The organism is Ruegeria sp. HKCCSP346 (genome assembly GCF_017872595.1).
In the GTDB taxonomy this organism is placed as follows: Bacteria; Pseudomonadota; Alphaproteobacteria; order Rhodobacterales; family Rhodobacteraceae; genus Ruegeria.
In genome coordinates, this window is sequence record NZ_JAEDOT010000004.1 from 161,114 (window position 1) to 186,597 (window position 25,484).

The following is a 25,484-nucleotide window of genomic DNA, read 5'->3' on the forward strand; positions in this document are numbered from 1 at the left end:
GCTGCGGAGCGGCATGCAGAGTTGATTTTGCATGCCGCAACCGTTCTAAGAGGGTATGCACGTATACCTTCCCATAGCAGAAGTTTCTGTCAGCCCATTCCTGCTTTTGGGGATCGGTGGGGCTGTCGGCATTCTGTCCGGCATGTTCGGGGTTGGAGGCGGGTTTTTGATCACCCCGTTGCTGTTCATTATCGGCATACCCCCGGCGATTGCTGTGGCCACATCAGCAAATCAGGTTGTTGCCTCGTCTATTTCGGGCTTGCTGGCCCATCTCAGACGCAAGACCGTGGACCTGAAAATGGGAAGCGTTCTGCTGGCCGGAGGGCTGCTTGGTGCGGCCCTTGGAATGGTGGTTTTCAATTTCCTGAAGCATCTCGGGCAGGTCGATCTGGCGGTACAGCTTTGCTATGTCGTGTTTTTGGGCGCCATCGGAACCCTGATGTTTATCGAAAGCCTTGCGGCCATCCGAAAGGCCAGCCAGTCAGGCAATGGTCCTGCCCCCAAGCGACGTCAGCGAACCTGGGTTCACGCCCTGCCGTTCAAGAAGCGGTTCCCGGCGTCTGGACTTTACATCTCTGTCATACCTCCGGCGCTGGTCGGTTTCGGCGTTGGTGTTCTGTCGGCGATCATGGGAGTCGGCGGTGGGTTCATCATGGTTCCCGCAATGATCTATGTCCTTGGCATCCCGACAAAGGTGGTTATCGGGACATCCCTGTTCCAGATCATTTTCGTTGCCGGGTTCACAACGATGATACATGCGTCGACCAACTACAGTGTCGATGTTGTCCTCGCCCTGTTCCTGTTGCTGGGCGGTGTTTTGGGTGCGCAATTGGGAACGCAGATTGGTGCACGTCTGAAAGCCGAACAATTGCGTATCCTTTTGGCGCTTCTTGTCATGGGCGTCGCCGGTAAAATCGGGTTTGACCTTTTTCTACCGCCAAAAGAGATCTTTTCTTTGGCGGAACCCGGGGGAGTTTGATGTTGTTTGACCCACGGCACACGACAATTACCACCCTTGAAATCTCAACCCATAACAGGCAAGCCACGGCCATACGCAAAGTAACGGTACCATGCACATTTACCTGCCCATCGCCGAAGTCTCAGTAAACGCTTTCCTCTTGTTGGGGTTGGGCGGTATGGTCGGCATCCTGTCCGGCATGTTCGGTGTCGGTGGCGGCTTTTTGATGACCCCGCTGCTGTTCTTCATCGGTATTCCGCCGGCGGTGGCTGTTGCTACCGAAGCCAATCAGATCGTCGCATCATCCTTTTCCGGAGTTCTGGCACATTTCCGACGAAAGACCGTGGACCTCAAGATGGGAACGGTATTGCTGGTTGGCGGGCTTGTTGGGGCCGCTCTGGGCGTGGTTGTCTTCAACTATCTCAAAAGCCTGGGTCAGGTCGATCTGCTGGTGACACTCTGTTACGTTGTTTTTCTTGGCGTCATCGGCAGCCTGATGTTTGTCGAAAGCCTGAGGGCCCTGCGTAAAGCCAAGAAAGGCGGCGCGGCCCCTGCCAAGCGTCGGCAGCGGGGCTGGGTCCATGCCATGCCCTTCAAAATGCGTTTCCGCACCTCGGGCCTGTATATCTCGGTCATCCCGCCAGCTTTGGTCGGTCTGTGCGTTGGGGTTTTGTCCGCGATCATGGGCGTTGGCGGCGGCTTCATCATGGTTCCTGCCATGATCTATTTGCTGGGTATGCCGACCAAGGTCGTTGTCGGCACGTCGCTGTTCCAGATCATCTTTGTGACAGCCTTCACCACGATGCTGCACGCCACCACCAACTATACGGTTGATGTTGTTCTGGCGGTCTTGTTGCTGGTGGGCGGCGTCATTGGCGCCCAGATCGGAACCGTGATCGGAGCCCGGATGCCGGCGGAACAATTGCGCGTGCTGCTTGCCGCTCTGGTACTGGCCGTATGTGGCAAGCTGGCACTTGATCTGCTTATTGAACCTGCCGAGCTCTACTCGCTTGGCAGCGGTGGAGGGCACTGAGGATGTTGCGTTCGTTTATTGCCGCCCTGTGCTTGTTCTGCATGCCCGCTTTGGCGGCGGAAGAGCAGGTTGTCCTTGGTCTCAGCCAGGACCGGGTTGCCATCACCGCGACATTCGACGGATCGGAACTTCTGATATTTGGGGCAATCAAGCGGGAAACCCCAATCCCTTCAGGCCCTCCGGTCGAAGTCATCGTCGCGGTTGCTGGTCCGTCCGAGCCTGTCACCGTGCGACGCAAGGAACGCAAGCTTGGGATCTGGGTGAACACCGACAGTGTTCTTGTCGATCTTGCACCCAGCTTTTACGCCGTCGCAACCAGCGGACCCTTTGACGACATCCTGTCCGACACCGAAGACCTGCGCTACCGGATTTCGATCGAACGCGCGATCCGCTCGGTCGGTGCCGCGATGCATATCCGGGGCGCACAGGATTTTGCAGACGCCGTAATAAGAATTCGAGAACACGAACACCTGTATTCGATCCGCGAAAATACCGTGGCAGTGGATGAACAGACCCTGTTCCGCACCTCGATCGATATGCCCGCCGACCTGACCGAAGGCGATTATACCGCCCGGATTTTCCTGACCCGTGGCGGAGAGGTCGTCTCGCAATATGAAACGATCATTGATGTTCGGAAAGTTGGCCTAGAGCGTTTTTTGTACAATATGTCCCGCCAGCAACCCGTCTGGTACGGTCTGATGTCGCTGGTTATAGCGATCGCGGCAGGCTGGGGCGCCTCGACAGCCTTCCGGCTGTTGCGAGAAAAGTAACCGTCATCCTCGGCCGATATAGGGCATGGTTGTGGCCATGACGGTCATGAACTGCACGTTGGCCTCAGGCGGCAGGCTTGCCATATGCAGAACCGAACGCGCGGCGTCTTCCACGGCCATCGTCGGGTCCGGTGTCTCGCCAGCGGCTTGCGCCGCGTTAACAAGGCCCTGAACCATCTGTGTACGCGCGTTTCCGATATCAATCTGCCCGCAGGCGATTCCAAAGCGACGCCCATCCAACGAAAGGCTGCGCGTCAGCCCTGTAATGGCGTGCTTTGTGGCCGAATAGTGTACCGAATTCGGGCGCGGAACATGTGCCGCTATCGAGCCGTTGTTTATGATCCGGCCGCCCTGTGGATTTTGGTGACGCATGATTTTGAAAGCTTCACGCGCGGAGAGGAACATGCCGTTCAGGTTCACGTTGACGCTTTGGTACCAATCGTCCAGAGCGATCTCGTCGATCGTGCCGCCCGGCGCAAAGATCCCGGCGTTGTTGAACAGAACATCCAGCCGCCCGGTGCGGTCTGTGAAAGACCGAAAAGCCCGTCCAACCGCATTCGGGTCGGTCACATCCGCAGGCAGGACGATGGCTGCCTGATGCTCTTTTGCCAGAGCATCCAGTTTGTCTTTGCTGCGCGCCAACAGCCCGACCGTCCACCCTTGAGACAAGAACAGCAGGGCCGTTGCCCGGCCAATACCTGAACTGGCACCCGTTACGATGATGGATTTCATGTCTCTTCCGCCTCCAATGTCAGCGACGCCGCCGGAATCGCCCTCAAGTCATCCACACGCAGGGGGTGCGTGGGCTTTGACAGGCGATTTCGCACCACCCAGATCAACCGCTCTTGCGCGCGCGTGATCGCGACATATGCCAGACGCTTCCACAATGGCTGTCCGGCCTCGGTCCGGCCCATACGAGCGGCGGCATAGAGGTCTGGAGCGAACACCTGAACCGTATCCCATTGTGACCCCTGCGCCTTGTGGATCGTCACGGCCGCTCCGTGCAAAAAGGTCGCCCCCATGCGGGCAGCGTAGGGAATAAAAGGCTCTTCCTCGTCCGGTTTTTCAATCTGAACGATCGAGGCGGCACTGACCTGAGGGTCTTCGGCCCCCACCACGTGAAGACGCGAGAACCCCGGCTTTCGTCCCGGCCCCAGATATACCACCTGAGCTCCTTTGATCAGCCCACGCGCCTCAAGGTCCAGCCGTTTCTTGCGATGTTTCAGGGGCAATTCGATCCCATCACAAATGAGCGGTTCACCTGCCAGCAATTCTGTATCCGGTGCGCCGTGAACTTGCCGGAAGGCCTGTATCAAACGAATGCGCGTGGCGTTGCGCCAGACGAGAACCGGGCTTCGGGCCATCAGATCGACCTCAACCCGCTGGCCCCAGACAACTCGGTCATCCCTACGGGCTGTTTCTTCGATCAGTCGCTCGAAATCCTCAAAGCCCATTGCCGGGTCAGCCAACGCATGCGCAAGATCCAGAATTGGATTGTCCGCATCCTGGCGGTGCACCCGCTGGAGTGTCAGCTTCCTGGGTTCGGGCAATGCCTCGAAAACTATGCTGCCGGACTGGTTTACCGGTGCCAGCTGAGCCGGATCCCCGAACAACAGAAGGGTCGGGAAAATCTCTTTGAGATCATCGAACTGACGGTCATCCAGCATCGACGCTTCATCGACAAACCCGATATCCAGTGGTTCGTCACGGCGCTTCCACCCTGTGATGAAATCCGACCCTCGCAAACCGGCGGCGGCCAGGGCCCCGGGGATCGATTTGTTATTTTGATAGAAAGCAGCCGCGCGATCCAAGGCTTCATCCGTCAAACCTTCGATATCGGGGCGTTCGTCATTGCCGGCCAGCCATTCCGCAATACGCTCGTATTCCGGATCATAAACCGGCGTGTACAATATTCGGTGAATCGTGGTCGCAGGCACGCCGCGCAATCGCAGAACGCTTGCAGCCTTGTTCGTCGGGGCCAGGATGGCAAGGCTGCGCTTGTCTTTCGATTTGCGGCTTTCATAATCGCCGGACACGATCTGAACACCCGTCTCTGCCAGTGCCTTGTACAGCTCGGCCAACAGCAGTGTTTTGCCCGAGCCGGCTTTGCCGATCACGGCCATCACACCGGATTTTCCTGCGCCCGGCAGTTTCAGAAGGGCATCATCTTCCAGATCAACACCTGCTGCCCGCAGCATCTCGGCGATGCTGTCATACGCGGCGGCCTGATCATCTGAGAACGTTACATTCGGCAAGGACATGGCGCGACCCTACAGGGCCGCGCCAGCCATCACCAGATGTGGATTGGCGTTTTCCGACACTTAAGCGGACAGGGCGAACCGGTGCTGTCTCTTCGGCCCGAATGCGGCCTTGAACCACATCCGAGACAGGTCGCGCGGGATGCCCGCACGCTCTGCCACACGGTTGCAGTCATCCGCGGAATAGGGCCACAATCCGACTGAAATCTGATCGCGCCCGCTGCCCTGGGTTCCCAGAACCTCGGGCGATGACCCGATCAGGCGATAGATTCTGATCATCCGGGCATCGAATACACCGGCAATATGCGTCAGGCCGAAACCTTCCATCATTTCACCGCCGCTCAACATGATGGCGCCGGCAGTATGCGGTCTGGCTGTTCGGGACAGGCAGAACCGGGTGACCTCCCAGATCAGGGGGCTGCAAATCGGCTTGCCGCCATTCAGATGACCAAAAACCTCATTGATCATCACCCGACCGGTCGTAGGCAATACACGCATCGACCCTCCGTGGCTGCCATCCGGCTCTTCCCAGATGACATAAAGCGGATTGAGATCATCGTATTCGTCCCGTTCTTCGCCCTTCTCGTTGACGTGGACATCCCACCCCAACCGGGTCTTGAACTGATCCGCACGATCTTTGAACATCCCCTCTGCCAGAGTCGGAAATCTGTGTAACTCATCGGCATATAGATAACGCAGCATGACTTGTTCCCCTTGTCGTCCTGTGCAGGAACGAAGGGAGTACAGAGTCGTGGTTAATTTTGCGTGTGGAGGCCGTTCGCCTCTTAAACCACTATTAATCCCCGGCTGAGTGCCGTGGCGATTGCGTGGGTTGTGTTATGTGCGCCCAGCTTTGAGCGCGCGCTTTCAATGTAAACGCGCAACGTATGCTCGGAAATCGTCAGGGAATGGGCCACTTGGGCGCGGCTGTATCCCAACGCCAATAGTGTGATCGCGTCGATTTCCCTTGGCGACAAGCTGCGCGGGCAGTCCGGCTGCCTGTCTTTTTCAAACTCCAGCGCCTTGCGATTTATGTAATGCGCAACAAGAATCAAATCTCGCCCGTAAGTCGAGATACAGTTTTTCCAGGTTTGATCATCACAACTGTGGTTGACCGTGAACAGGGCGAACTGACCATTTGGACCCCGAATTGGGATGGAATACCCCTGATTTCCAACGCCATGGTTTTGCGCATCCAGAAGGAAAGCCTTTGCCACCTTGCCGGACCAATCCAACGACTTCCAGTCAACCGGATGAAACCGCTGGAAACACCCCAAGATCACAGGGTCGATACGGTGATAGTTTTTTTCCCTGTAGCGCTCATCCCAGGCGTCTGAATAGGTGGTGTAGCCGTATTGATCTCCGGCACCGTCAACCCAGTGATACGTCAGGTGCTCGACCTTCAACGCGTCCCGCAAACGCTCAGCTACGGCGCTGAGTTCTTCAAGCGTGTTGGTGTTTTCCAAATCCTGAAGGATTTGACCCAAATCGACCTTCGTTGCCATTCGCGGGCGCTCGTGCCTCGTTCTTCAAGGACGCAATCTCGGCAGCCGCGATCAGTCTTGTGTCATCAAGCTGCTCTGCAAGCGCGGTCAAACCATTCGCAACGGCGAAAGCATTGAGGTCCGACAATACGTCCAATATCCACTCATTTTGCGCCATCAGGGTCTCTCTGAAACAGTTAACGAAGGGTTAACACAACCATAACATGTATGATCTTTTTTGGCCTATTCACCGGTTTCTACTCCCCAAAAATAGCGATGGGCAAAATTGCAAGCATTTGAAAGATTGTCAGAGGCCTGAAAAACACAAAAGACCCGCGAACCAGCAAAGTGATTCGCGGGCGTTTTTTGTCTACAACCCTGGCGCGTTATCAACCTGCGTCCAGGACTTCCTCGAGGGTACGCAGACCAGTACGCGGCGCCTGAACAAGAACGGACATATTGCCCGGCTTGTGCTCGTTCCGCAGCATTTTCATGTGGGCCTCGGGCAAGTCATTCCAGGTGAACACCTCGGACATGCAGGGGTCAAGGCGGCGCTCGACCATCAGCTTGTTCGCGGCTGCCGCCTGCTTCAGATGAGCAAAGTGCGAGCCCTGCAAACGCTTTTGGTGCATCCACATGTAGCGCACATCGAATGTACAGTTGAAACCCGATGTTCCGGCGCAAATCACGACCATACCGCCTTTTTTCACAACGAAGGTCGATACCGGGAAAGTGCTTTCACCCGGGTGTTCGAACACCATGTCAACATTGTTGCCTTTGCCGGTTATGTCCCAGATCGCCTTGCCGAATTTGCGGGCCTCTTTGAACCATTCGGCATATTCCGGTGTGTTGACCGTGGGCAATTGACCCCAGCAGTTGAAGTCGCGACGGTTCAGAACACCTTTGGCGCCCAGCCCCATAACGAAATCACGCTTGCTTTCGTCTGAAATCACACCGATTGCATTTGCGCCTGCGGTATTGATCAATTGGATTGCGTAGGACCCCAGACCCCCGGATGCGCCCCAGACCAGGACATTCTGACCCGGTTTGAGATCGTGTGGCTCGTGGCCAAACAGCATCCGGTATGCGGTTGCCAGCGTCAGGGTGTAGCACGCCGCTTCTTCCCATGTCAGATGCTTGGGGCGCGGCATAAGCTGTTGTGCCTGCACGCGGGTGAACTGGCTGAACGAGCCATCCGGCGTTTCATAGCCCCAGATCCGCTGGCTGGGCGAATACATCGGATCACCGCCGTTGCATTCCTCGTCATCGCCGTCGTCCTGGTTGCAGTGGATCACAACCTCATCGCCAACTTTCCAGCGCTTCACCTTGTCGCCAACGGCCCAAACGATGCCCGACGCATCCGAACCCGCGATATGGTAGGGTGCTTTGTGACCGTCAAACGGGCTGATCGGCTGCCCCAGAGCGGCCCAGACGCCGTTATAGTTGACCCCTGCGGCCATAACCAGAACCAACACTTCGTTGCTGTCCAAGGTTGGAACATCTACAACTTCCTGCCGCATGGCGGTGTTCGGCTCACCATGACGTTCTTTGCGAATGGCCCAAGCGTACATTTGCTTTGGGACATATCCCATGGGTGGGATTTCACCCATTTCATACAGATCTTTTTCAGGTGCCTCGTACGACGCGATACCACTTTCGGTGTCCAAAGCCATGCCGGCCTCCTCTGTTCAGTGCCTTTGCCGCGACGCAGAATCGCGCGCTTCACAGACTGGAATATTGGTCGATGAGTAATATTGCAACCGTTTTTGGTGCTATATTGTAATTTTATGACCCAGCGGTTGCAGAAAGCTATTTTGCGGCTGCAGAAACCTGGTAACTTGAATCCGTTGGGACGGATGCGGCGTAATAGTCCAGAAGATCGCCGCGCTGACCTGATACGGACAGCATATTCCCCTGTCGGTTCAGAATCCGGCGTTCAACCAGTTGATCCAGAGCATTTGATATGGCCTGCGAATTGTCCTTGGTCTGCGGATCATCGCGCTCCATCATCTGTCGGATTTGTGACAGCACGTCTTCTTCGGACATCGGGCCGTTGTCGCGCACCAGCAAACAGGCCGCTGGTGCCGGCACCAGCGGAATAGCATGCTGGATACGCTGCATCAGCGCCCGGGCCAAATCCGTCATCATGTCGTCACTGCCTTCAGCCCGGAATTCCCTGAGAGAGATCGGCCTGCCGTACCGGACGGACGCCAGACCGAACCGCTTGTATCGGCCGATCAAACGACGCCAGATCTGTTTCACTATCCAGCGCGTGATGACGCCGATCCGTGCGCGAAACCGTCGCTCTGTCCCAAGTGCTGCGCGGGTCAGGATGGTGTCTTCCAACACACGGTCGTAATTCAGGGCAACCGGGACAAACACCACATCGCGCCCCTGTGGCGACGTTCCATCCATAATATATTTGAGCAGTCCAAGCTTGGGGCGCGCAATAGCCCCGGTCAGGCTCAGCCCGCCTTCTGGAAACATGGCTTGAGTTACGCCGGCTTCGGTTGCGTGGCGCACATAGGTGGATAGAACCTGACGATAGAGTTCGCTGCCGGACTTGCGCCGGATAAAATACGCCCCCATCGCCCGGATCAATCGGCTGAGCGGCCAGACCCGGGCCCACTCTCCGACAGCATAAGACAGTGCAGAATGTCGGGCTGCAAGATACGTGACCAAAACGTAATCCATGTTGCTCCGGTGGTTCATGACAAAGACAACGGTAGCTTCGGGGTCAATGCTCCTGACGGATTCTTCGTCCTGATAGCTAAGCCGCACCTCGTAGAATGTGTTGCTCAGCAAGCGGGCCAACCGGATCGCAAAGCTGAAATAGGCGAAGGCGGAAAAGGACGGAACGATCTCTCGGGCATAACGACGTGCCTGCTCCGAGGCGACGGCCTCGGGCATGCCGGTTTCACGGGCATGTTGCTGAACCGCCTGGCCGACCTGCGGATCATAAATCAAGCGCTGGATCATGTCGTGCCGACGCGCCAGCTTGAAGGGCTGGATCGGGCGTTGAAGGCGCTGGTTCAGGCGCGCCACCGCGCGTTCCAGTCTGCGACGGAAAAACCAGCGGACGGATGGAAACAGGAAATGCGATGCGAAAGTGACCATGGCAAAGACCACGATCAGCACGAAAAGCCAAAGCGGAAGTTCCACGGTTTGCGTCATGGCGGCAGATTGCCACCAATCACAGCCGCCCACAATCTGAACAATTGCGACATGCCGCAACGCAGCGAATTGACATGTCCCGAAAATTGCGCTTTAGAACCTTAAGACGTAATTTTATTGCCCACTGAAACGCGAGGCCCCGCTATGACGCAGACGCAGAAAGATCGCCCCTGGCTCATCCGAACCTATGCCGGTCATTCCACGGCCAAAGCCTCGAACGCGCTTTATCGGGGGAATCTTGCGAAAGGCCAAACCGGCCTGTCCGTGGCCTTCGATCTGCCCACACAAACAGGCTATGACAGCGACCACACCTTGGCCCGCGGTGAAGTCGGCAAGGTCGGTGTGCCGGTCTGTCATCTGGGCGACATGCGGGTTCTGTTCGACCAGATCCCGCTGGAGCAGATGAACACCTCGATGACGATCAACGCCACTGCGCCATGGCTTTTGGCGCTTTATATCGCCGTCGCGGAAGAGCAAGGCGCGGATGTATCCAAACTACAGGGCACGGTTCAAAACGACCTGATCAAGGAATACCTGAGCCGCGGCACTTATGTTTGCCCGCCCAAGCCGTCGCTCAAGATGATCGCGGACGTGGCCGAGTATTGCTATACCAATGTTCCGAAATGGAACCCGATGAACGTGTGCTCGTATCACCTGCAAGAGGCAGGTGCGACCCCAGAGCAGGAACTGGCCTATGCCCTAGCCACTGCCATCGCCGTGCTGGACGAATTGCGCCCACGTGTACCTGCCGAGGATTTCCCGGCGCTCTGCGGCCGGATTTCCTTTTTTGTGAATGCTGGCATCCGCTTTGTCACCGAAATGTGCAAAATGCGTGCCTTCGTGGATCTTTGGGATGAGATCCTGCAACAACGCTATGGCGTTGAAAATCCGAAATTCCGTCGATTCCGCTATGGCGTGCAGGTGAACTCTCTGGGCCTGACCGAGCAGCAGCCCGAAAACAACGTCTATCGCATCCTGATCGAGATGCTGGCCGTTACCCTGTCGAAGAATGCCCGCGCCCGAGCGGTGCAGTTGCCCGCCTGGAACGAGGCGCTGGGTCTGCCGCGCCCGTGGGACCAGCAGTGGTCGATGCGGATGCAGCAGATCCTGGCCTACGAAACCGATCTCCTGGAATACGATGACCTGTTCGATGGCAACCCCGCTGTCGATGCCAAGGTGAAAGAGTTGAAAGAAGGCGCGCGGGCCGAACTGGCCAACCTGGATTCGATGGGCGGCGCGGTCGCTTCGATCGAATACATGAAGTCCCGACTGGTGGATTCCAACGCTGAACGCCTGAACCGGATCGAACGCAATGAAACCGTTGTTGTTGGTGTGAACAAATGGATCGAAGGCGAGGCATCACCCCTGCAAACCGAAGACGGTGGCATCATGGTTGTTGATCCTGCCGTGGAACAAGAACAGATCGACCGCCTGAACACGTGGCGCGCAGAACGGGACGAAGCGGCCGTAACCGCTGCCCTGGCCGCGCTGCGTGAAGCGGCACAGACCGGGGCAAACATCATGGAACCGTCCGTTGCCGCCGCAAAGGCCGGCGCGACAACGGGCGAATGGGCCGAAGAAATGCGCAAAGTCTATGGAACCTATCGCGGCCCAACTGGTGTTTCGGGGTCTGTTTCGAACAAGACCGAAGGGCTGGACGACCTGCGTGCCGCCGTTGATGCCGTCAGCGACAAGCTGGGCCGGCGTCTGAAGTTCCTTGTAGGCAAACCCGGGCTGGACGGCCATTCCAACGGTGCCGAACAGATCGCCTTCCGTGCCCGCGATTGCGGTATGGACATCAGCTATGAGGGCATTCGCCTGACACCCGAAGAAATCGTTGCGGCCGCCCGCGAAGATGACGCGCATGTCATTGGACTGTCGATCCTGTCCGGCAGCCACCTTCCACTGGTCAAAGACGTCATGGAACGTCTGCGGCAGGCAGGGTTATCTCATATCCCAGTAGTGGTGGGCGGCATTATTCCGGACGAAGATGCCGAAAAACTGAAAACCATGGGTGTGGCCAAGGTCTACACCCCGAAAAACTTCGAACTCAATTCGATAATGGGCGATATTGTTACTCTGGCGGATCCTCGGAACCTCGCCGCAGAGTAAATTAGCTGCAAGGCACTTTTTCTCCTGTTTCCGTCTCTGAAAAATTCGGGATGGAATACGCTGATAATTGGAATTACGGTGCGCGCTCATGTGCACCGTAGTTATTATCTGATGGAGAAGAATGATGGGGATCAATCTTGAGAATATGTCGCGCAAAGACCTTTTGGCTTTGCGCAATGACATTGAAAAAGCTTTGGTCAGGGCAGAAAAACGCGAACGTCAGGAGGCTTTGAAAGCTGCAGAAAAGGCTGCGGCAGAATTCGGCTTCTCTTTGTCTGAACTGTCCGAAGAAACGTCGCGCAGTGTTAAGCCAACAAAAACAAAGGCTAAATACCGTAATCCGGAGAATCCCGATCAAACCTGGACCGGTCGCGGCCGCAAACCTCAATGGGTGCATGACGCGCTGACGGCAGGCGCGGATATTTCTGATCTGGAAATCTAATCTGAGCGATTTGGAAAATGACAATTCATATTGGCGCCGAAGAAGGCGAAATAGCTGAAACCGTTCTATTGCCCGGTGATCCCTACCGGGCGAAATGGGCGGCCGAGACGTTTTTGGATGATGTCAAACAGGTCAATAACGTTCGGGGAATGCTTGGCTTTACCGGAAACTGGAAGGGAAACCCCGTAACAATTCAGGGAAGCGGCATGGGAATGCCGTCCCTTTCCATTTATGTAAACGAGTTGATCCGCGATTACGATGCGAAAACCCTGATCCGCATCGGATCCTGCGGGGGGATGCAGGACAGCGTCAAAATTCGTGACGTTATTCTGGCCATGACATCAACCACGCTGAGCACGCCGTCGCGCGGCATCATGAAAGAGCTCAACTTTGCGCCCTGCGCCGATTGGGGGCTTCTGCAAGCTGCCGCCACAGCGGCTGCCGCCAAGGGAACGCCGACCCATGTTGGTGGAATTTACTCGTCAGATGTCTTTTATGACGAACGTCCAGATCTCAATGAACAGATGGTGCGTCACGGCATTCTGGGGGTCGAGATGGAAGCGGCCGAACTCTATATCCTGGCGGCGCGCCACAAATGCCGCGCCTTGGCCGTTCTCACTGTTTCCGACCACCTGTTGACCGGAGAGGCCCTGCCATCGTCAGAACGTGAAAGCAGCTTTGGTGAAATGGTGGAAATCGCGCTTCAGGCTGCGTTCCCCAACAGCTGATGGTGGGCAGGCACGAGGAAACGGGTGCCTGCCTTTGCTAACGCCCGTGCGAGCGATCATAACCATTGCTCGCAGGGCTGTCCCACCCCTTCAAATCACCACTGGCAGGAGCGAATACCTCGACCAGCAAGGGGTGGCATGCAGCCGTGTCCGAGGAATGTTCCGAGGAACAATCCCCGCCCGGACAGGCGCTGAGGTTGCCCAGCAAATCAATCTCGGCAAAGAATTCCAGAAAATCCCCGGGCCGCACGGGTGAGGCTTTCATGAAGTACTGACCCGTGTCGCGGGTGAAACCGGTACACATGAAGACGTTCAGTACGTCGTGCACCGCTGGTTCGGCTTCGGTCAGCGGAATATTGAGGTGATCCGCAAGCGCGCGGGTCAGGTTGGAGTGGCAACAATGATGGTATTGCGTACCGGACAAAAGGTTGCCCGTATACGGATCGCATCGCGTGCCGATGACGTCATGAACCGACCCCCCATAGGAATCGATCCCGTACCACTCCAGCGTATCCGCAATAATCGTGGCCATCGGGCGCAGATGAGGAAAACTGGACCACATCCGCTCTCCGGTGGTCAGATGCGTGCCATGCAGCGCCCGGGTTTTTCCGGAATAGAAGCGTTCCGACAGGTCGTTTCGGTTCCAGAGGTTCAGATCGCCAACCTGCGGCCCCTCGACGGAAGTGATGCGAAAGAAATGGCCGGCAGGCACTTCAAAACAACGTGCATCACGTGGCGGCACCAGCACTTCGCCCGTTTTGCTTGCGCGTTCGCGAAGGGACTTCATCCAAGTCACATCCGGTCGCGGCAATGCCTCGTTCGGGTAACAGATGACAGGGGAAACCGCGCGACGGGCTTCGGAATCTTCAGGCGGGTGGAGAGTGTTTTCTGAAACGGTCATGCCGGGCAGAGTGGCGCATTATTCAACCCTCGGAAAGCCCTATCTTTCAGGGGTCACGCGCCTTCAAACACTGCAAAGGTTGGTCCAGTGCAGTGATTTCGGCACCGCAGAAGCTGCACCGCCAGATGCCGTGGCTCTTGTCCTGCCGCCACCTGCAATCACGTGTCAGCCCGGAATGGCGCGAGCGCCAGAGGAAATAGGCAAACACGCCGGCCGCCAGAAGAAGCAGAAGAACAGGCATCCCTCTGCTTTGCCGATAAACCGTCAGTTTGCAAGCCTTGCAGCCTGTATCAGGCTGCGTTTGCGTATTCGAAAAGCTCTGGTTCCTTGTCAGCCTTCGCAGGTTCGGGCGTGTAATAGGCCCATGCCTGTTCAAGCAGTTCCAGCGCGTCTTGGGCGTCGCTTTTCCGTTTGGATGTGTCTTTGCTCATTGGAGTGATCCTGACTAAAGCTCATCACTCCTCCCTGCCAAAAAAATAAGGCAATGCAGCCGGGGCTGCATCGCCTATTTTTGCAAGATGGACATGCGAAAATCGCAAATCGGGCCTGTGTTTAGACCGCGCGCTCGACCATCATCTTCTTGATCTCGGCAATCGCCTTGGCCGGGTTCAGACCTTTCGGACAGGTCTTGGCGCAGTTCATGATGGTGTGACAGCGGTAGAGCTTGAACGGATCTTCCAGTTCATCCAGACGCTCACCAGTGGCTTCATCCCGGCTGTCGATGATCCAGCGATAGGCATGCAGCAAGGCCGCGGGGCCAAGATAGCGATCACCATTCCACCAGTAGCTGGGGCATGAGGTCGAGCAGCTGGCGCACATCACGCATTCATAAAGACCATCCAGCTTCTTGCGATCTTCGATGGATTGTTTCCATTCCTTCGCAGGGCGATTGGTCTTGGTTTCCAGCCACGGCATGATGGACGCATGCTGGGCATAGAAATGAGTCAGATCAGGGATCAGGTCCTTGACCACCGGCATATGCGGCAGCGGATAGATTTTCACATCGCCCTTGATCTCATCCATGCCATAGATACAGGCCAGCGTGTTGATCCCGTCGATGTTCATCGCGCAAGATCCACAGATGCCTTCGCGGCAAGACCGGCGGAACGTCAACGTCGGATCGATCTCGTTTTTGATCTTGATCAGCGCGTCCAGTACCATCGGACCGCACGTATCCATATCAACGAAATAGGTGTCGACACGCGGGTTCTGCCCGTCATCGGGGTTCCAACGATAGATTTGGAACTTGCGCACGTTCGTGGCGCCGTCCGGCTTTGGCCAGGTCTTGCCGGTGGTAATCCGGGAATTCTTGGGCAGGGTCAGTTGAACCATGTCAATTCTCCATTCAGCACAAGGCCGCCTTTCAGCCTGTCCGGGCGCATTCAGACGCCCCTCGGTTATAATGCCCCCAATGGGCGATGTTCACGTCGAAATCCGGCGAAAGCCAATCCGCAAGGCTTTGCGGATCGTCCCGGTCGATATCAAAGCGCAGAAAGCGCGGGTTGTCGTCAAAGAAAGCTTCGACCTCGGAATGGTGCACGTCATACATATGCGCCCAGCCCCGTTTTACCTCGTCGGCCGTCTGTCCATTGGCCTTGCAGCATCGCTCTAGGTACCTACCGCCGGAATGGTTGGCACGTGATGCGATCCAGTCATCGCGATTGCGCGTGTTCAGCAAGAAAAAGGCGTCGGGGTAAGCCGCGTGCAGCTCTCGAAAGAACCGCGCGCCGTCCAGCATGAAGCGCGAATTGACAAAGGCGATATCGGTGAAGGCCCGGACGGCACCAAACCCATCCAGCGGTCTGCGCCCCATGGCAATATTGGTTACCATCCGATGTGCAAGGTTTAGACCCTGTTCATCTTCCCAATGCACCGAAGGAATCCCGCTGTTCTGAAACAGCTTGTGAAACGAGGTCGTCGCACAGCGGTTCAAGCCGATCAGGATGATCTTGGGATCGCTTTGCCCGGATTTGAGTTTCTCGACCGTCATTGCGGGCACCAGCAAAGCATACGCCTTGGCACGCCTGGGATTTCACCATGACTTGCGCTTTTTTGCACGCCCCTCCGGCATGTGACATGATCAAAAGCGGCTTGTTTGGCTTCCCGGGTTGATATGGTGCTTGCGCCAGTCACACGTTCAACTCCGCTCGAACACTTTGAACGCGGCAAAGCTGTTCTTTGAGGCATGCGCATGCCCTTTGACGGCAAACGGGTTCTCTTCTTCACAATAGAGCTGCCAGCCGGGCATGAATTCTTCAACCCACAGGGAATACGGGCGATGGCGCACATGCTGGTTGGAAGGGTTCTGGTCAAAATCAGACGAATAGATAACGACAAAACGCTTTGCCAGTCCGAACAACCGCCGCATGTAGTTTTCGAAAACGCTGTCTTCGGTCAGATGATAAATGACATCCAGCGAAAGAGAAACGTCATGCGGCTCAACCTCGGAATCGGCGTTTTTGAACACCCAATTGGGGCGGGATCGAAAAACTTCGTTGCAGCGCCGAACGCAGAGGTCCGAGACATCTAGACCGGTATAATTCGGGATATCAAACAATTGCGCCTGATTTCCGTCGCCCGATCCCAATTCTACAACCGAGTCCACGCCTTCCATCTCGACCATCGTGTTGATGAAATTCGCTTTGTAGACAGCAAGACGCCCGTAAGACCCCGCTCCCGAGGTCTTGCCGCGCTCATATCGGCGTTGCCAATAATCGGTCGAAGAAAACTCAGCCATCTCGCCCCTGTTCCTGACCAACCCTTAGAACGTCCGCGCTTTGGGCGCGATTTTCTGCAAGCTGATACCGCCTTGGTTCTCGGTCGTCAGCGGATCAACGATGACCGGACGATAGCTGAGCTCAACCTTGTTGCCCTCGACCCGGCTGACCGTGTGAACACGCCAGTTTTCGTCATCTCGCTCGCTGAAGTCCTCATGCGCGTGGGCCCCTCGGGATTCCTTGCGGGCCTCGGCGCCGACGATGGTGGCAAGCGCGTTTGGCATCAGGTTGGTCAGTTCAAGGGTTTCCATCAGATCGCTGTTCCAGACCAACGAACGGTCTGTGACCTTCAGGTCGTCCATCTTTGCGGCAATCGCCGTCATCTTCTCGACGCCTTCGGCCATGGTCTTGGCGGTTCGGAACACGGCCGCATCCGCCTGCATGGTCTTTTGCATCTCAAGCCGAAGATCGGCGGTTGGGATTGAACCGCTGGCGTTACGCACCGCATCAAAACGGTCAAACGCCTTGTCGACCGACGCCTGGTTCAGAACCGGGTTGGGGGATTCGGCGTCGACAACCTTGCCAGCCCGGATCGCCGCCGCCCGGCCAAAGACCACAAGGTCAATCAGCGAGTTCGACCCCAGTCGGTTCGCACCGTGGACCGAGGCACACCCGGCTTCGCCAACGGCCATCAAACCGGGAACGACCGCAGTCGGATCCTCGGCAGTTGGGTTCAGAACCTCACCCCAATAGTTCGTGGGGATACCGCCCATGTTGTAATGCACGGTGGGCAGAACCGGGATCGGTTCCTTCGTGACATCCACACCCGCAAAAATCTTGGCGCTTTCCGAGATACCGGGCAGGCGCTCCGCCAGAGCTTCGGCAGGCAAGTGGCTGAGGTTCAGGTGAATGTGATCCCCTTCGGCCCCTACGCCACGTCCCTCGCGGATTTCCATGGTCATCGAGCGCGAAACGTAATCGCGTGGTGCGAGGTCCTTGTACTGGGGCGCATAGCGCTCCATGAACCGTTCACCTTCCGAGTTTGTCAGGTACCCGCCTTCGCCGCGCGCGCCTTCGGTGATCAGACAGCCCGAACCGTAGATGCCGGTAGGGTGGAACTGAACGAATTCCATATCCTGCAAGGCCAGCCCGGCACGGGCCACCATGCCGCCGCCATCGCCGGTGCAGGTATGGGCCGAGGTGGCGCTGAAATAGGCACGGCCATAGCCGCCGGTCGCCAATACCACCATCTTGGCGTTGAAGACATGCATGGTGCCATCGTCCAGCTTCCAGCAGACGACACCCTGACATTGACCGTCTTCGGACATGACCAGGTCAATGGCGAAATATTCGATGTAGAACTCGGCGTTGTTCTTCAACGACTGCCCATACAGTGTATGCAGAATCGCGTGGCCGGTCCGGTCGGCGGCTGCACAGGTGCGTTGTACCGCAGGACCTTCTCCGAATTCAGTGGTGTGTCCACCGAAGGGGCGCTGATAGATCTTGCCCTCTTCCGTACGGCTGAACGGAACGCCATAGTGCTCCAGCTCGTAGACCGCCTTTGGCGCCTCGCGGGCAAGGTACTCCATCGCGTCGGTGTCGCCCAACCAGTCCGAGCCCTTGACGGTATCGTACATGTGCCATTGCCAATGATCGGGACCCATATTCGACAGCGACGCGGCGATACCGCCCTGAGCCGCCACAGTATGCGAACGGGTTGGGAAAACCTTGGTCACGCAGGCCGTGCGCAGGCCTTGTTCCGCCATACCCAATGTCGCCCGCAGACCGGCCCCACCGGCGCCGACAACGACCACGTCATATTCATGCGTTTCGTATTCGTATGCAGCCATTTCTTTCAGCTCCGGGAATTAGAGGGCAATGCGCGCGATGGCGAAGATGCCGGCCGCAGCCGCACCGTAGGAAAGGCAGGTCACCAGAATGATCAGGACCTTTTCAAGCGTGCCGTGAACATAGTCCTCAAGCATCACCTGCGCACCGTCTGCGAAGTGTTTGAAGCCAACCGCCAGCGTCAGTGCTGCCACGATGGCCGGGAAGGGCCGCGAATAATACTCGAGCACCACGTCAAACGGCTGACCCAGAACCGGGCCGAAGGTGAAGACAAACAAAGGCACAAGGATCAGCAGAGCCACCGAGCTGACTTTCATCGCCCAGAAATGGGCGGTGCCTGATTTCGCCGAGCCAAGGCCAGCGGCGCGTTTGCGGTCGGTCAGATAACGCATGTCAGGCCTCCAATCACGCGACGATGACAAGGGTCAGAAGGGTCAGCACGACCGATCCGATGACAACGGCCCAGCCCAGCTTTGTCGCTGTGGGAAGGTCCAGCCCAATCGCATTGTCCCAGATCAGGTGCCGTACACCGGCCAGCGTGTGATACCAAAGACCCCATACGGACAGAGCCATCACCAGATCGCCAAGCACCGAAGTAATCACTCCGTTCGCAACGGCGAAGGCCTCGGGCGACGTTGCTGCGGCCAGAAACCACCAGACGATCAGCAGCGCCGCCAGCAGTAGCGCGTTTCCGGTGATGCGTGTCAGAATGGATGTGACCGACGTCAGCTGTGGACGATAGATCGACAGGTGCGGCGAAAGTGGGCGGTTGCCCCGATTTACATCGGCCATGGCGGCTCCTTTTCGGTTGGCTACCGAACGTTTTACTGTTTTTTGCGACACTGTCACGTGCTGCGGGTGCAAAAGCCACTAAATTCGGCGCAATTTGACGGATTATTCAAGTATGTGATCACACAAAATATTGTCGTGATCACATTTAACATTCCCCTTCATCAATGTTAGCGATTTCAAGACCAAAGGCATGTGATCACGAATCTCCTGACTGTCATTTCAGGCCCGCTGTTTGCTGCGTCACTTCGCGCAGCAGTTTCTTGCGAATTCGCTCCGGGTAGTCCGCGAAGCCCGAGGCCGAAACGACAAAAGCGCCTTCGCCCACGATGACATTCTCAAAGAAATAGGCCGTCAGGTCCGGTTCACTTTCTTCGATGGCCAACGCATTGACGACAATGCCTCGGTCCCGCAAAGCCGCGTGAACTTGCGTCGGTTCGACGCCTTCATTGGATACGCCGTCCCCAGACAGATCGATCAGTCTCCGCTTGCAATCGGATACGGACTCAAACGCGTCCAGCGTCGTGTGCAGCGCCTCGCCAATCGCGGTCGAGAAGTTCCGCCAGATGCGTGGATCTTCGGCAACCTGATCGGCAAAACGATCCAGCGCCGCGAAACTGTCGACTCGAGCCCAGGGGATCGTGACCTGCTGGCGCGACGACCCGGTCCATTGCACCAGCATCAACTGAGCCTGACCACGAACCAATGCCTCGGACACGATCGGGTCGCGCAGACCAGCGGCCAACCCGTCCATCTGGATACGAAACTCGCTGGCGTCGACCGAGCCGGAAACATCAACCGCCAGGGCCAGCGCCAGATCGCAGGCCTGAGCCGCCGGCGCCAGACAAACGCTGGTCAATATCGCGCGCAGAATATGCATGGTGCAAGCCTAACACGGCTTGCACGCAAATGGCTCACATTACCGTCAGCAGGCCTATTGCGGCATGAGCGCCCAATAATCGAGATCCAGAAGCACATCCGGCAAATACCGGCCCTCGTCATTCTTCAACACGAACGGATCACCACCCTTTGTCGCCACCAGACGCAGGCGGATCGCACCCACGCCGGGAACACCGGTTTCCGCCTTATCCAGAACTTCGGACCAGGCCTTGATCGTGTCGCCCGCGAAGCATGGGTTGGCATGCGCGCCGCCATTCAGGCCGACAATCATCTGCGCGTTCGCAAGCCCATTGAACGACAATGTCCGCGCCATCGAGATCACGTGCCCGCCATAGATCAACCTGCCTTCCGGGCGGAACGTCAGGTCGAAATGCACCTTGGCGGTGTTCTGCCACAATCGCGTGGCCAGCATGTGTTCGGCCTCTTCCACGGTGACGCCGTCCACGTGGTCGATTTTCTCTCCGATTTCATAATCGCCCCAACGATGCGCTTCACCGGCCAAAGCGAAATCGTAATTCGAGAAATCCAGACCTTCGGGCACGATCAGATCCTGGGGCGTCAAGGCCTTCTTCAATTCGGGAACAACCGTTTCGGGCGCTGGTGCATTCACGTCTGCCTTGCGCACCATCACCCAACGGACATATTCGATGACGACTTCGTCCAATTGGTTCAATCCACGGGTGCGGACCCAGACGACACCTGTTTTCCCGTTGGAATTCTGTTTGACGCCAATCACCTCGGACACAGATCGCAGGGTATCACCGGCATAGACGGGTTTCAGCCAGCGGCCTTCACCATAGCCAAGATTGGCAACCGCGTTCAACGAGACATCCGGAACCGTTTTGCCGAACACCAGATGAAACGCCGCCAGATCATCAAGCGGACTTTCCGGCAAACCGCAATCCCGGGCAAATTCGTCCGAAGAATACAGCGCGTGACGCGCGGGATAAAGCGCGTGATACAAACCGCGTTCGCCCTCGGTCACTGTGCGCGGCACGGCGTGATGCAACACCTGCCCTACAGAATAATCCTCGAAGAATCGGCCCGGATTTGTTTTTACCATTACTGCTGTCCCAGTTTCATGTCGGGGGAATAGTCGGCGTCGACCTCTTTGGTCACAGCCTGCGCACACCGCATTACATTGTTAGCTGAGTCAAAGGCATAGGACGGGTCGCCGTACAGCTCCCATCCCTTCGCCAGCGCATCTGACACTTTGTGGCAGAAGGCTGACGTGTCTTCTTCGGTCAACAAACGATAGAGTTTCGCCATGGGGTCAGGTCCTCATGAGCCAAACGGAGACGGACCGACCAGGCCGTGGATATATCCGATAATCCCCAGCAGCACGATCGACGCCACAAAGAACATGGCATCCTTGCCATAGGTTCCCGGCTCACTGGGCGTCCAGTCGGGTTCGGTCTTGTTGATCACAACAACTTCGACCACGGCCCATGCCAGAAGACCGCCGAACAGGATGATCGAGGCCAGATCTCCGTTCACCAGCAAATGCGCAAAGGCCCACAGCTTGAAACCACCCAGCATCGGATGGCGAAACTTGTTCAGCACCCGGCCTTTGGTGCCCGCGGGGCTCATCATGAAGATCGCGATCAGAACCAACAGATTATTGACGTGAATCAGGAAGGTCGGCGGCGCCCAGACATAAATGAAGTCGGTCATGCGATAGCCGAACACCATCAGCAGGATCGACGCTACCAGCGCCAGGGCTACTGCACCCTTGCCCCCGTCGCCCATCGCGGCACGGCGTTCAGGCGCCACACGTTTGAACAGATGCGCGGCCCACCACAGTGCCACGCCCAAGATCAGAAGAACAAAGCCCATGCTGGCTTACCCCGCTTGCAAAGCTGAAATCGCCTCTGCTTTTGCCAGAATTTCACGGGCCGTTGCAACGTGCAGGTTTTCAACGATCTTGCCATCCACGACGGCAACACCCTGCCCTTGCGCTTCGGTCTCTTCGAATGCCGAAATTTGGCGGCGGGCCAGATCGATCTCGTCATCCGATGGTGCGAAGGCCGTGTTGGCCACATCGACCTGGGCCGGATGGATCAGTGTTTTGCCATCAAAGCCCATGTCGCGGCCCTGCGCACACTCGGCGGCCAGACCCTCGGCATCCTTGAAAGCGTTGTAAACGCCATCAATGATGATCAGCCCTTCGGCCTTGGCGGCCAACAGGCACAGACCCAGCGAAGTCATCATCGGCAGGCGATCGGGGCGAAAGCGGGTTTGCAGCTCTTTGGCCAGATCGTTTGTGCCCATCACGAATCCGGCCATCAGCGGATGCGCGGCGATCTCGGCAGCGTTCAGCATTCCGCGCGGCGTTTCCATCATGGCCCAAATCGGCAATTCTCCGGTGATCGCCGCCAGAGCATCCACGTCAGCCGCCGAATTCACCTTGGGCAACAGGACTACATCGGCATCCATGTCGCGCACCGCCTCGGCATCGGCACGCCCCCATTCGGTGTCCAGCCCATTGATCCGGACGATCTTGACCCGCGCACCATAGCCCCCAGCGGCCAAGGCCCCTTTCAGCGTTTCGCGAGCGTTTTCTTTTTCGTCCGCTGCAACTGCATCTTCCAGGTCGAAGATGATCGCATCCACAGGCAAAGATCGGGCCTTGTCCAGGGCCCGGTCCCTCGAACCAGGAATGTAGAGAACCGAACGATAGGGGCGCAGACGAGGATCCATGGACCACTCCCATTGAAATAAAGTTGCGCGGAATGGGACATTTTTTGCAGGAAAGTTCAAGCACAAAATCGCCGCACCGCAGCAAACCCGACGCAACGTGCGTTCCCTTAACCGGATTTCGTCCCTTGCCACGCACCCTGATCGGCAGTTGGAATCAAAAAGGGTGCGGCATGCAAAAGACGGTGTTCAAGATGACGATGGGGCTTGGGATCATGGTCCTGGCCGCGCAACATGTGCACGCTCAGGGTCAAAACTGTGCGCCCAGAGAGGCTGTGCTGGAACGGTTGCACGAGGCCTATGGCGAAACGCGCAGGGGTTTGGGACTGGCCCGGAAAGGCGCCGTCATGGAGCTTTTTGCCTCGGACGAAACCGGCAGTTGGACGATCACGGTGACTTTGCCAAACGGGATAACCTGCTTTGTGGCTTCGGGTCAGGCTTTTGAAGAGGTGGTCGAGGCGCTGCCACCCAATGCCTGATCAGGTAAGCGCGTCCCAGATCAGCTTGCTGCCGGTGAGCGTCAACAGCACATAGGCAAGCCCGAAGAACAGGCGTTCGGACAACATGAAATGTGCCCGGACGCCCAGCCATGCCCCCAGGATCGCAAAGGGTGTCAGCAGCAAATCCGCCCATAACGTCTGCCATGTGAACATACCCAGATACGCATAGGGTATGAATTTCGCGATATTGATCACCCAGAAAACCAGTACCGTACTGGCTTGAAATTCGGTTTTCGTCAGGCGTTGCGACAAAAGATAGACCGCTGCCGGAGGACCGCCGGCATGGCTGACGAAACTTGTGAAACCCGCGACCAGCCCGGCAAACAAACCGGAAGACGGCGGCAATCGCCTGGCAAACCCGCGCACCCACCCTTTCGACTGCGCGATGTGCCAGATTACGAACCCGACCGAGATGCCACCGATCAGCAGACGCAACAGATCATCATCCGTTGCACGGTAAAGCCACGCACCCACCGCCACACCGGGCAGCGCGCCAAGGATCAGCAGACGGGAATCCGGCCAGCTCCACCGCCTCCAATAGGGACCCAACGTGGCCACGTCGATCACCATCAAGATTGGCAGCATCAAGGCCAAAGCCTGCCCGGGCGTCAGGATCAAGGCCAGAATCGACGACGAGGCAAATGCCACGCCGGAACCGAAACCGCCCTTTGAAATACCGGCAAAGATCACGGCAGGGATCGCCACGGCAAAAAACATCAAGTTCAATTCGAACATGTGACAGTCCCGGTTTTGGCTTGTCTCAAAGGCCGTTTAGCGCAATCAAAGCGGGGCCTGCAAACAGTATGCGGTTGTATGCCACGTCGCAGAACTCTTGCCTATTGACGTTTTAACGACTAGCACGACCGCGATTTCAATACCGACCGGATATGGAGAAATTCCAAATGGCCAGACCCAAGATTGCGCTGATCGGCGCGGGGAACATCGGTGGCACGCTCGCACATCTCGCAGCTGTCAAAGAACTGGGTGACGTTGTCCTGTTTGACATCGCAGACGGGCTGCCTCAGGGCAAGGCGCTCGACATCGCTGAATCCGGCCCTTCGGAAGGGTTCGACGCCTCGATGAAAGGCACCAGCGACTATGCCGATATCGCTGGCGCGGATGTGTGCATCGTGACCGCAGGCGTGGCCCGCAAACCGGGCATGAGCCGCGATGATCTGCTGGGCATCAACCTGAAAGTCATGAAGTCGGTCGGTGAAGGCATCGCAGCCCACGCACCCGATGCGTTCGTGATCTGCATCACCAACCCGCTGGACGCGATGGTCTGGGCTTTGCGCGAATTCTCGGGCCTGCCGCACAACAAGGTCTGCGGCATGGCAGGGGTGCTTGACTCGGCGCGCTTTGCACATTTCCTGTCGGAAGAGTTCAACGTCTCGATGCGCGACGTCACCGCCTTCGTTTTGGGCGGCCACGGCGATACCATGGTGCCGTCGGTCCGTTACTCGACCGTTGCCGGTATTCCGCTGCCTGATCTGGTCGAGATGGGCTGGACCACGCAAGAGAAACTGGACGCCATCGTGCAGCGCACCCGTGACGGCGGCGCCGAAATCGTTGGCCTGCTGAAAACCGGTTCGGCCTACTACGCGCCTGCAACGTCGGCGATCGAAATGGCCGAAGCCTATCTGAAAGACCAGAAGCGCGTTCTGCCATGCGCGGCCTACTGCAACGGCGAACTGGGTGTAGACGGGCTCTATGTCGGTGTTCCGACCGTGATCGGCGCAGGCGGCGTCGAGCGTATCGTTGACATCAAGCTGAACGAAGACGAGCAGGCAGGGTTCGACAACTCGGTGAACGCCGTGAAGGGTCTGATCGACGCGTGCAAGGGCATCGACAGCTCGCTGGCGTAAAACAGCTCTGAAGTCCGAATAACAGACCGGCCCGTTTCAGGGCCGGTTTTCTTTTGGTCCGCGCATGTCCCGGTCGCAAATGTTGGCGCAAACGCCGCAAATCCCTTTTTTCGAATGTGATTTTCTGACGCGGCGCAGTTTTTTCGAATCGTTTTGCCGCATCAGAAATTTTGTGATCACACCCTAAAAACCCGTGATCACAAATGTTGAAAATCTTCGCTAAAAACCCATCGAGCATCAAAAAACCCTTTAAACTTGCCCGCTAGACACCCCTATAACGATTAAACGCAGTCAGACGGGACAGTTTC

At 57.1% G+C, this 25,484-nt stretch carries 29 protein-coding genes; 8 read left to right on the forward strand and 21 right to left on the reverse strand.

The window, feature by feature from the left end; all coding sequences use genetic code 11:
- Window positions 1-55 precede the first annotated feature (55 nt).
- From I9185_RS13630 to I9185_RS13640, 3 genes are all read left to right on the forward strand, one after another.
- Entirely contained in the window at window positions 56-979 is a 924-nt protein-coding gene (locus I9185_RS13630) for a sulfite exporter TauE/SafE family protein (RefSeq protein WP_210093323.1), read from the forward strand.
- A gap of 91 nt (window positions 980-1,070) precedes the next feature.
- On the forward strand, window positions 1,071-1,991 hold the full coding sequence (locus I9185_RS13635) for a sulfite exporter TauE/SafE family protein (RefSeq protein ID WP_171634900.1): 921 nt from the start codon (window positions 1,071-1,073) through the stop codon (window positions 1,989-1,991).
- Between the two features lie 2 nt (window positions 1,992-1,993).
- Window positions 1,994-2,761: a TIGR02186 family protein gene (locus tag I9185_RS13640; protein WP_171634903.1), complete on the forward strand. Its 768-nt coding sequence runs from the start codon at window positions 1,994-1,996 to the stop codon at window positions 2,759-2,761.
- 3 nt (window positions 2,762-2,764) lie between these two features.
- Here I9185_RS13640 and I9185_RS13645 read toward each other — a convergent pair whose 3' ends face one another.
- From I9185_RS13645 to I9185_RS13670, 6 genes are all read right to left on the reverse strand, one after another.
- Window positions 2,765-3,493: an SDR family oxidoreductase gene (locus tag I9185_RS13645; RefSeq protein WP_210093324.1), complete on the reverse strand. Its 729-nt coding sequence runs from the start codon at window positions 3,491-3,493 to the stop codon at window positions 2,765-2,767.
- Complete coding sequence (locus I9185_RS13650; RefSeq protein ID WP_210093325.1) at window positions 3,490-5,022, reverse strand: AAA family ATPase; 1,533 nt, start codon at window positions 5,020-5,022, stop codon at window positions 3,490-3,492. The genes I9185_RS13645 and I9185_RS13650 overlap by 4 nt, the downstream gene beginning before the upstream one ends.
- A 60-nt stretch (window positions 5,023-5,082) precedes the next feature.
- Window positions 5,083-5,721, reverse strand: a complete 639-nt coding sequence (locus I9185_RS13655; protein ID WP_210093326.1) for an acyl-homoserine-lactone synthase — start codon at window positions 5,719-5,721, stop codon at window positions 5,083-5,085.
- A gap of 83 nt (window positions 5,722-5,804) precedes the next feature.
- Entirely contained in the window at window positions 5,805-6,524 is a 720-nt protein-coding gene (locus I9185_RS13660) for a LuxR family transcriptional regulator (protein ID WP_210093327.1), read from the reverse strand.
- A 368-nt stretch (window positions 6,525-6,892) separates the two neighbouring features.
- Window positions 6,893-8,176, reverse strand: a complete 1,284-nt coding sequence (gene ccrA / locus I9185_RS13665) for a crotonyl-CoA carboxylase/reductase (protein WP_171634911.1) — start codon at window positions 8,174-8,176, stop codon at window positions 6,893-6,895.
- 136 nt (window positions 8,177-8,312) lie between these two features.
- Complete coding sequence (locus tag I9185_RS13670) at window positions 8,313-9,677, reverse strand: 1-acyl-sn-glycerol-3-phosphate acyltransferase (protein ID WP_171634912.1); 1,365 nt, start codon at window positions 9,675-9,677, stop codon at window positions 8,313-8,315.
- Window positions 9,678-9,794: 117 nt separating this feature from the next.
- Here I9185_RS13670 and I9185_RS13675 point away from each other — a divergent pair, with 117 nt between their 5' ends.
- The 3 genes from I9185_RS13675 to deoD all read left to right on the forward strand — a co-directional run bounded on the left by I9185_RS13675 (window position 9,795) and on the right by deoD (window position 12,959).
- Window positions 9,795-11,789 carry a protein meaA gene (locus tag I9185_RS13675; RefSeq protein WP_256420053.1) on the forward strand — a complete coding sequence of 665 codons (1,995 nt, stop codon included), beginning with the start codon at window positions 9,795-9,797 and terminating at the stop codon, window positions 11,787-11,789.
- Window positions 11,790-11,913: 124 nt separating this feature from the next.
- Entirely contained in the window at window positions 11,914-12,231 is a 318-nt protein-coding gene (locus I9185_RS13680) for an H-NS histone family protein (RefSeq protein WP_171634916.1), read from the forward strand.
- 17 nt (window positions 12,232-12,248) lie between these two features.
- A complete protein-coding gene (gene deoD, locus I9185_RS13685) occupies window positions 12,249-12,959 on the forward strand; it encodes a purine-nucleoside phosphorylase (protein WP_210093328.1) in 711 nt (236 codons plus the stop codon).
- Window positions 12,960-12,996: 37 nt separating this feature from the next.
- Here deoD and I9185_RS13690 read toward each other — a convergent pair whose 3' ends face one another.
- From I9185_RS13690 to I9185_RS13755, 14 genes are all read right to left on the reverse strand, one after another.
- Entirely contained in the window at window positions 12,997-13,860 is an 864-nt protein-coding gene (locus I9185_RS13690) for a DUF1989 domain-containing protein (RefSeq protein ID WP_210093329.1), read from the reverse strand.
- A 46-nt stretch (window positions 13,861-13,906) separates the two neighbouring features.
- Window positions 13,907-14,101 (reverse strand): hypothetical protein, encoded by a 195-nt coding sequence (locus I9185_RS13695; RefSeq protein ID WP_171641649.1) that lies wholly within the window; start codon window positions 14,099-14,101, stop codon window positions 13,907-13,909.
- A gap of 49 nt (window positions 14,102-14,150) precedes the next feature.
- On the reverse strand, window positions 14,151-14,291 hold the full coding sequence (locus I9185_RS13700) for a hypothetical protein (protein ID WP_210093330.1): 141 nt from the start codon (window positions 14,289-14,291) through the stop codon (window positions 14,151-14,153).
- A gap of 121 nt (window positions 14,292-14,412) precedes the next feature.
- Window positions 14,413-15,192, reverse strand: a complete 780-nt coding sequence (locus I9185_RS13705; protein WP_152456842.1) for a succinate dehydrogenase iron-sulfur subunit — start codon at window positions 15,190-15,192, stop codon at window positions 14,413-14,415.
- Window positions 15,193-15,223: 31 nt separating this feature from the next.
- Window positions 15,224-15,850 (reverse strand): sulfotransferase, encoded by a 627-nt coding sequence (locus I9185_RS13710; protein WP_171634924.1) that lies wholly within the window; start codon window positions 15,848-15,850, stop codon window positions 15,224-15,226.
- Between the two features lie 147 nt (window positions 15,851-15,997).
- Entirely contained in the window at window positions 15,998-16,597 is a 600-nt protein-coding gene (locus I9185_RS13715) for a class I SAM-dependent methyltransferase (RefSeq protein ID WP_171634926.1), read from the reverse strand.
- A 24-nt stretch (window positions 16,598-16,621) separates the two neighbouring features.
- The gene (gene sdhA, locus I9185_RS13720; RefSeq protein WP_210093331.1) at window positions 16,622-18,427 is read right to left on the reverse strand and encodes a succinate dehydrogenase flavoprotein subunit; all 1,806 of its coding nucleotides are present in this window, start codon (window positions 18,425-18,427) and stop codon (window positions 16,622-16,624) included.
- Window positions 18,428-18,445: 18 nt separating this feature from the next.
- Window positions 18,446-18,817: a succinate dehydrogenase, hydrophobic membrane anchor protein gene (sdhD, locus tag I9185_RS13725; protein ID WP_117870336.1), complete on the reverse strand. Its 372-nt coding sequence runs from the start codon at window positions 18,815-18,817 to the stop codon at window positions 18,446-18,448.
- Between the two features lie 13 nt (window positions 18,818-18,830).
- Window positions 18,831-19,217 carry a succinate dehydrogenase, cytochrome b556 subunit gene (sdhC, locus tag I9185_RS13730; RefSeq protein WP_152456838.1) on the reverse strand — a complete coding sequence of 129 codons (387 nt, stop codon included), beginning with the start codon at window positions 19,215-19,217 and terminating at the stop codon, window positions 18,831-18,833.
- A 214-nt stretch (window positions 19,218-19,431) separates the two neighbouring features.
- Window positions 19,432-20,094: a DUF1194 domain-containing protein gene (locus I9185_RS13735; protein WP_210093332.1), complete on the reverse strand. Its 663-nt coding sequence runs from the start codon at window positions 20,092-20,094 to the stop codon at window positions 19,432-19,434.
- A 54-nt stretch (window positions 20,095-20,148) separates the two neighbouring features.
- Window positions 20,149-21,177, reverse strand: a complete 1,029-nt coding sequence (locus I9185_RS13740; RefSeq protein ID WP_171634931.1) for a MaoC family dehydratase — start codon at window positions 21,175-21,177, stop codon at window positions 20,149-20,151.
- Window positions 21,177-21,383 carry a DUF1737 domain-containing protein gene (locus tag I9185_RS13745; protein ID WP_171634933.1) on the reverse strand — a complete coding sequence of 69 codons (207 nt, stop codon included), beginning with the start codon at window positions 21,381-21,383 and terminating at the stop codon, window positions 21,177-21,179. The genes I9185_RS13740 and I9185_RS13745 overlap by 1 nt, the downstream gene beginning before the upstream one ends.
- A 12-nt stretch (window positions 21,384-21,395) precedes the next feature.
- Window positions 21,396-21,950 (reverse strand): NnrU family protein, encoded by a 555-nt coding sequence (locus I9185_RS13750; RefSeq protein ID WP_171634936.1) that lies wholly within the window; start codon window positions 21,948-21,950, stop codon window positions 21,396-21,398.
- A 6-nt stretch (window positions 21,951-21,956) separates the two neighbouring features.
- On the reverse strand, window positions 21,957-22,814 hold the full coding sequence (locus I9185_RS13755; protein ID WP_152456833.1) for a CoA ester lyase: 858 nt from the start codon (window positions 22,812-22,814) through the stop codon (window positions 21,957-21,959).
- Window positions 22,815-22,984: 170 nt separating this feature from the next.
- Between I9185_RS13755 and I9185_RS13760 the strand changes: the two genes are divergently transcribed.
- Window positions 22,985-23,290 (forward strand): hypothetical protein, encoded by a 306-nt coding sequence (locus I9185_RS13760; protein ID WP_171724268.1) that lies wholly within the window; start codon window positions 22,985-22,987, stop codon window positions 23,288-23,290.
- Here the strand turns inward: I9185_RS13760 and I9185_RS13765 are convergent, their stop codons facing one another.
- Entirely contained in the window at window positions 23,291-24,046 is a 756-nt protein-coding gene (locus tag I9185_RS13765) for a sulfite exporter TauE/SafE family protein (RefSeq protein WP_209834667.1), read from the reverse strand.
- A 167-nt stretch (window positions 24,047-24,213) separates the two neighbouring features.
- Between I9185_RS13765 and mdh the strand changes: the two genes are divergently transcribed.
- Window positions 24,214-25,176: a malate dehydrogenase gene (mdh, locus tag I9185_RS13770; RefSeq protein ID WP_117870353.1), complete on the forward strand. Its 963-nt coding sequence runs from the start codon at window positions 24,214-24,216 to the stop codon at window positions 25,174-25,176.
- The last annotated feature ends 308 nt before the right edge of the window (window positions 25,177-25,484 follow it).

Bases quoted from the DNA above. Each gene is read 5' to 3' on its own strand.
- I9185_RS13630 (WP_210093323.1), top strand. From the start codon at position 56: ATGCACGTATACCTTCCCATAGCAGAAGTTTCTGTCAGCCCATTCCTG.
- I9185_RS13635 (WP_171634900.1), top strand. From the start codon at position 1,071: ATGCACATTTACCTGCCCATCGCCGAAGTCTCAGTAAACGCTTTCCTC.
- I9185_RS13640 (WP_171634903.1), top strand. From the start codon at position 1,994: ATGTTGCGTTCGTTTATTGCCGCCCTGTGCTTGTTCTGCATGCCCGCT.
- I9185_RS13645 (WP_210093324.1), bottom strand. From the start codon at position 3,493: ATGAAATCCATCATCGTAACGGGTGCCAGTTCAGGTATTGGCCGGGCA.
- I9185_RS13650 (WP_210093325.1), bottom strand. From the start codon at position 5,022: ATGTCCTTGCCGAATGTAACGTTCTCAGATGATCAGGCCGCCGCGTAT.
- I9185_RS13655 (WP_210093326.1), bottom strand. From the start codon at position 5,721: ATGCTGCGTTATCTATATGCCGATGAGTTACACAGATTTCCGACTCTG.
- I9185_RS13660 (WP_210093327.1), bottom strand. From the start codon at position 6,524: ATGGCAACGAAGGTCGATTTGGGTCAAATCCTTCAGGATTTGGAAAAC.
- ccrA (WP_171634911.1), bottom strand. From the start codon at position 8,176: ATGGCTTTGGACACCGAAAGTGGTATCGCGTCGTACGAGGCACCTGAA.
- I9185_RS13670 (WP_171634912.1), bottom strand. From the start codon at position 9,677: ATGACGCAAACCGTGGAACTTCCGCTTTGGCTTTTCGTGCTGATCGTG.
- I9185_RS13680 (WP_171634916.1), top strand. From the start codon at position 11,914: ATGGGGATCAATCTTGAGAATATGTCGCGCAAAGACCTTTTGGCTTTG.
- deoD (WP_210093328.1), top strand. From the start codon at position 12,249: ATGACAATTCATATTGGCGCCGAAGAAGGCGAAATAGCTGAAACCGTT.
- I9185_RS13690 (WP_210093329.1), bottom strand. From the start codon at position 13,860: ATGACCGTTTCAGAAAACACTCTCCACCCGCCTGAAGATTCCGAAGCC.
- I9185_RS13695 (WP_171641649.1), bottom strand. From the start codon at position 14,101: ATGCCTGTTCTTCTGCTTCTTCTGGCGGCCGGCGTGTTTGCCTATTTC.
- I9185_RS13700 (WP_210093330.1), bottom strand. From the start codon at position 14,291: ATGAGCAAAGACACATCCAAACGGAAAAGCGACGCCCAAGACGCGCTG.
- I9185_RS13705 (WP_152456842.1), bottom strand. From the start codon at position 15,192: ATGGTTCAACTGACCCTGCCCAAGAATTCCCGGATTACCACCGGCAAG.
- I9185_RS13710 (WP_171634924.1), bottom strand. From the start codon at position 15,850: ATGACGGTCGAGAAACTCAAATCCGGGCAAAGCGATCCCAAGATCATC.
- I9185_RS13715 (WP_171634926.1), bottom strand. From the start codon at position 16,597: ATGGCTGAGTTTTCTTCGACCGATTATTGGCAACGCCGATATGAGCGC.
- sdhA (WP_210093331.1), bottom strand. From the start codon at position 18,427: ATGGCTGCATACGAATACGAAACGCATGAATATGACGTGGTCGTTGTC.
- sdhD (WP_117870336.1), bottom strand. From the start codon at position 18,817: ATGCGTTATCTGACCGACCGCAAACGCGCCGCTGGCCTTGGCTCGGCG.
- sdhC (WP_152456838.1), bottom strand. From the start codon at position 19,217: ATGGCCGATGTAAATCGGGGCAACCGCCCACTTTCGCCGCACCTGTCG.
- I9185_RS13735 (WP_210093332.1), bottom strand. From the start codon at position 20,094: ATGCATATTCTGCGCGCGATATTGACCAGCGTTTGTCTGGCGCCGGCG.
- I9185_RS13740 (WP_171634931.1), bottom strand. From the start codon at position 21,177: ATGGTAAAAACAAATCCGGGCCGATTCTTCGAGGATTATTCTGTAGGG.
- I9185_RS13745 (WP_171634933.1), bottom strand. From the start codon at position 21,383: ATGGCGAAACTCTATCGTTTGTTGACCGAAGAAGACACGTCAGCCTTC.
- I9185_RS13750 (WP_171634936.1), bottom strand. From the start codon at position 21,950: ATGGGCTTTGTTCTTCTGATCTTGGGCGTGGCACTGTGGTGGGCCGCG.
- I9185_RS13755 (WP_152456833.1), bottom strand. From the start codon at position 22,814: ATGGATCCTCGTCTGCGCCCCTATCGTTCGGTTCTCTACATTCCTGGT.
- I9185_RS13760 (WP_171724268.1), top strand. From the start codon at position 22,985: ATGCAAAAGACGGTGTTCAAGATGACGATGGGGCTTGGGATCATGGTC.
- I9185_RS13765 (WP_209834667.1), bottom strand. From the start codon at position 24,046: ATGTTCGAATTGAACTTGATGTTTTTTGCCGTGGCGATCCCTGCCGTG.
- mdh (WP_117870353.1), top strand. From the start codon at position 24,214: ATGGCCAGACCCAAGATTGCGCTGATCGGCGCGGGGAACATCGGTGGC.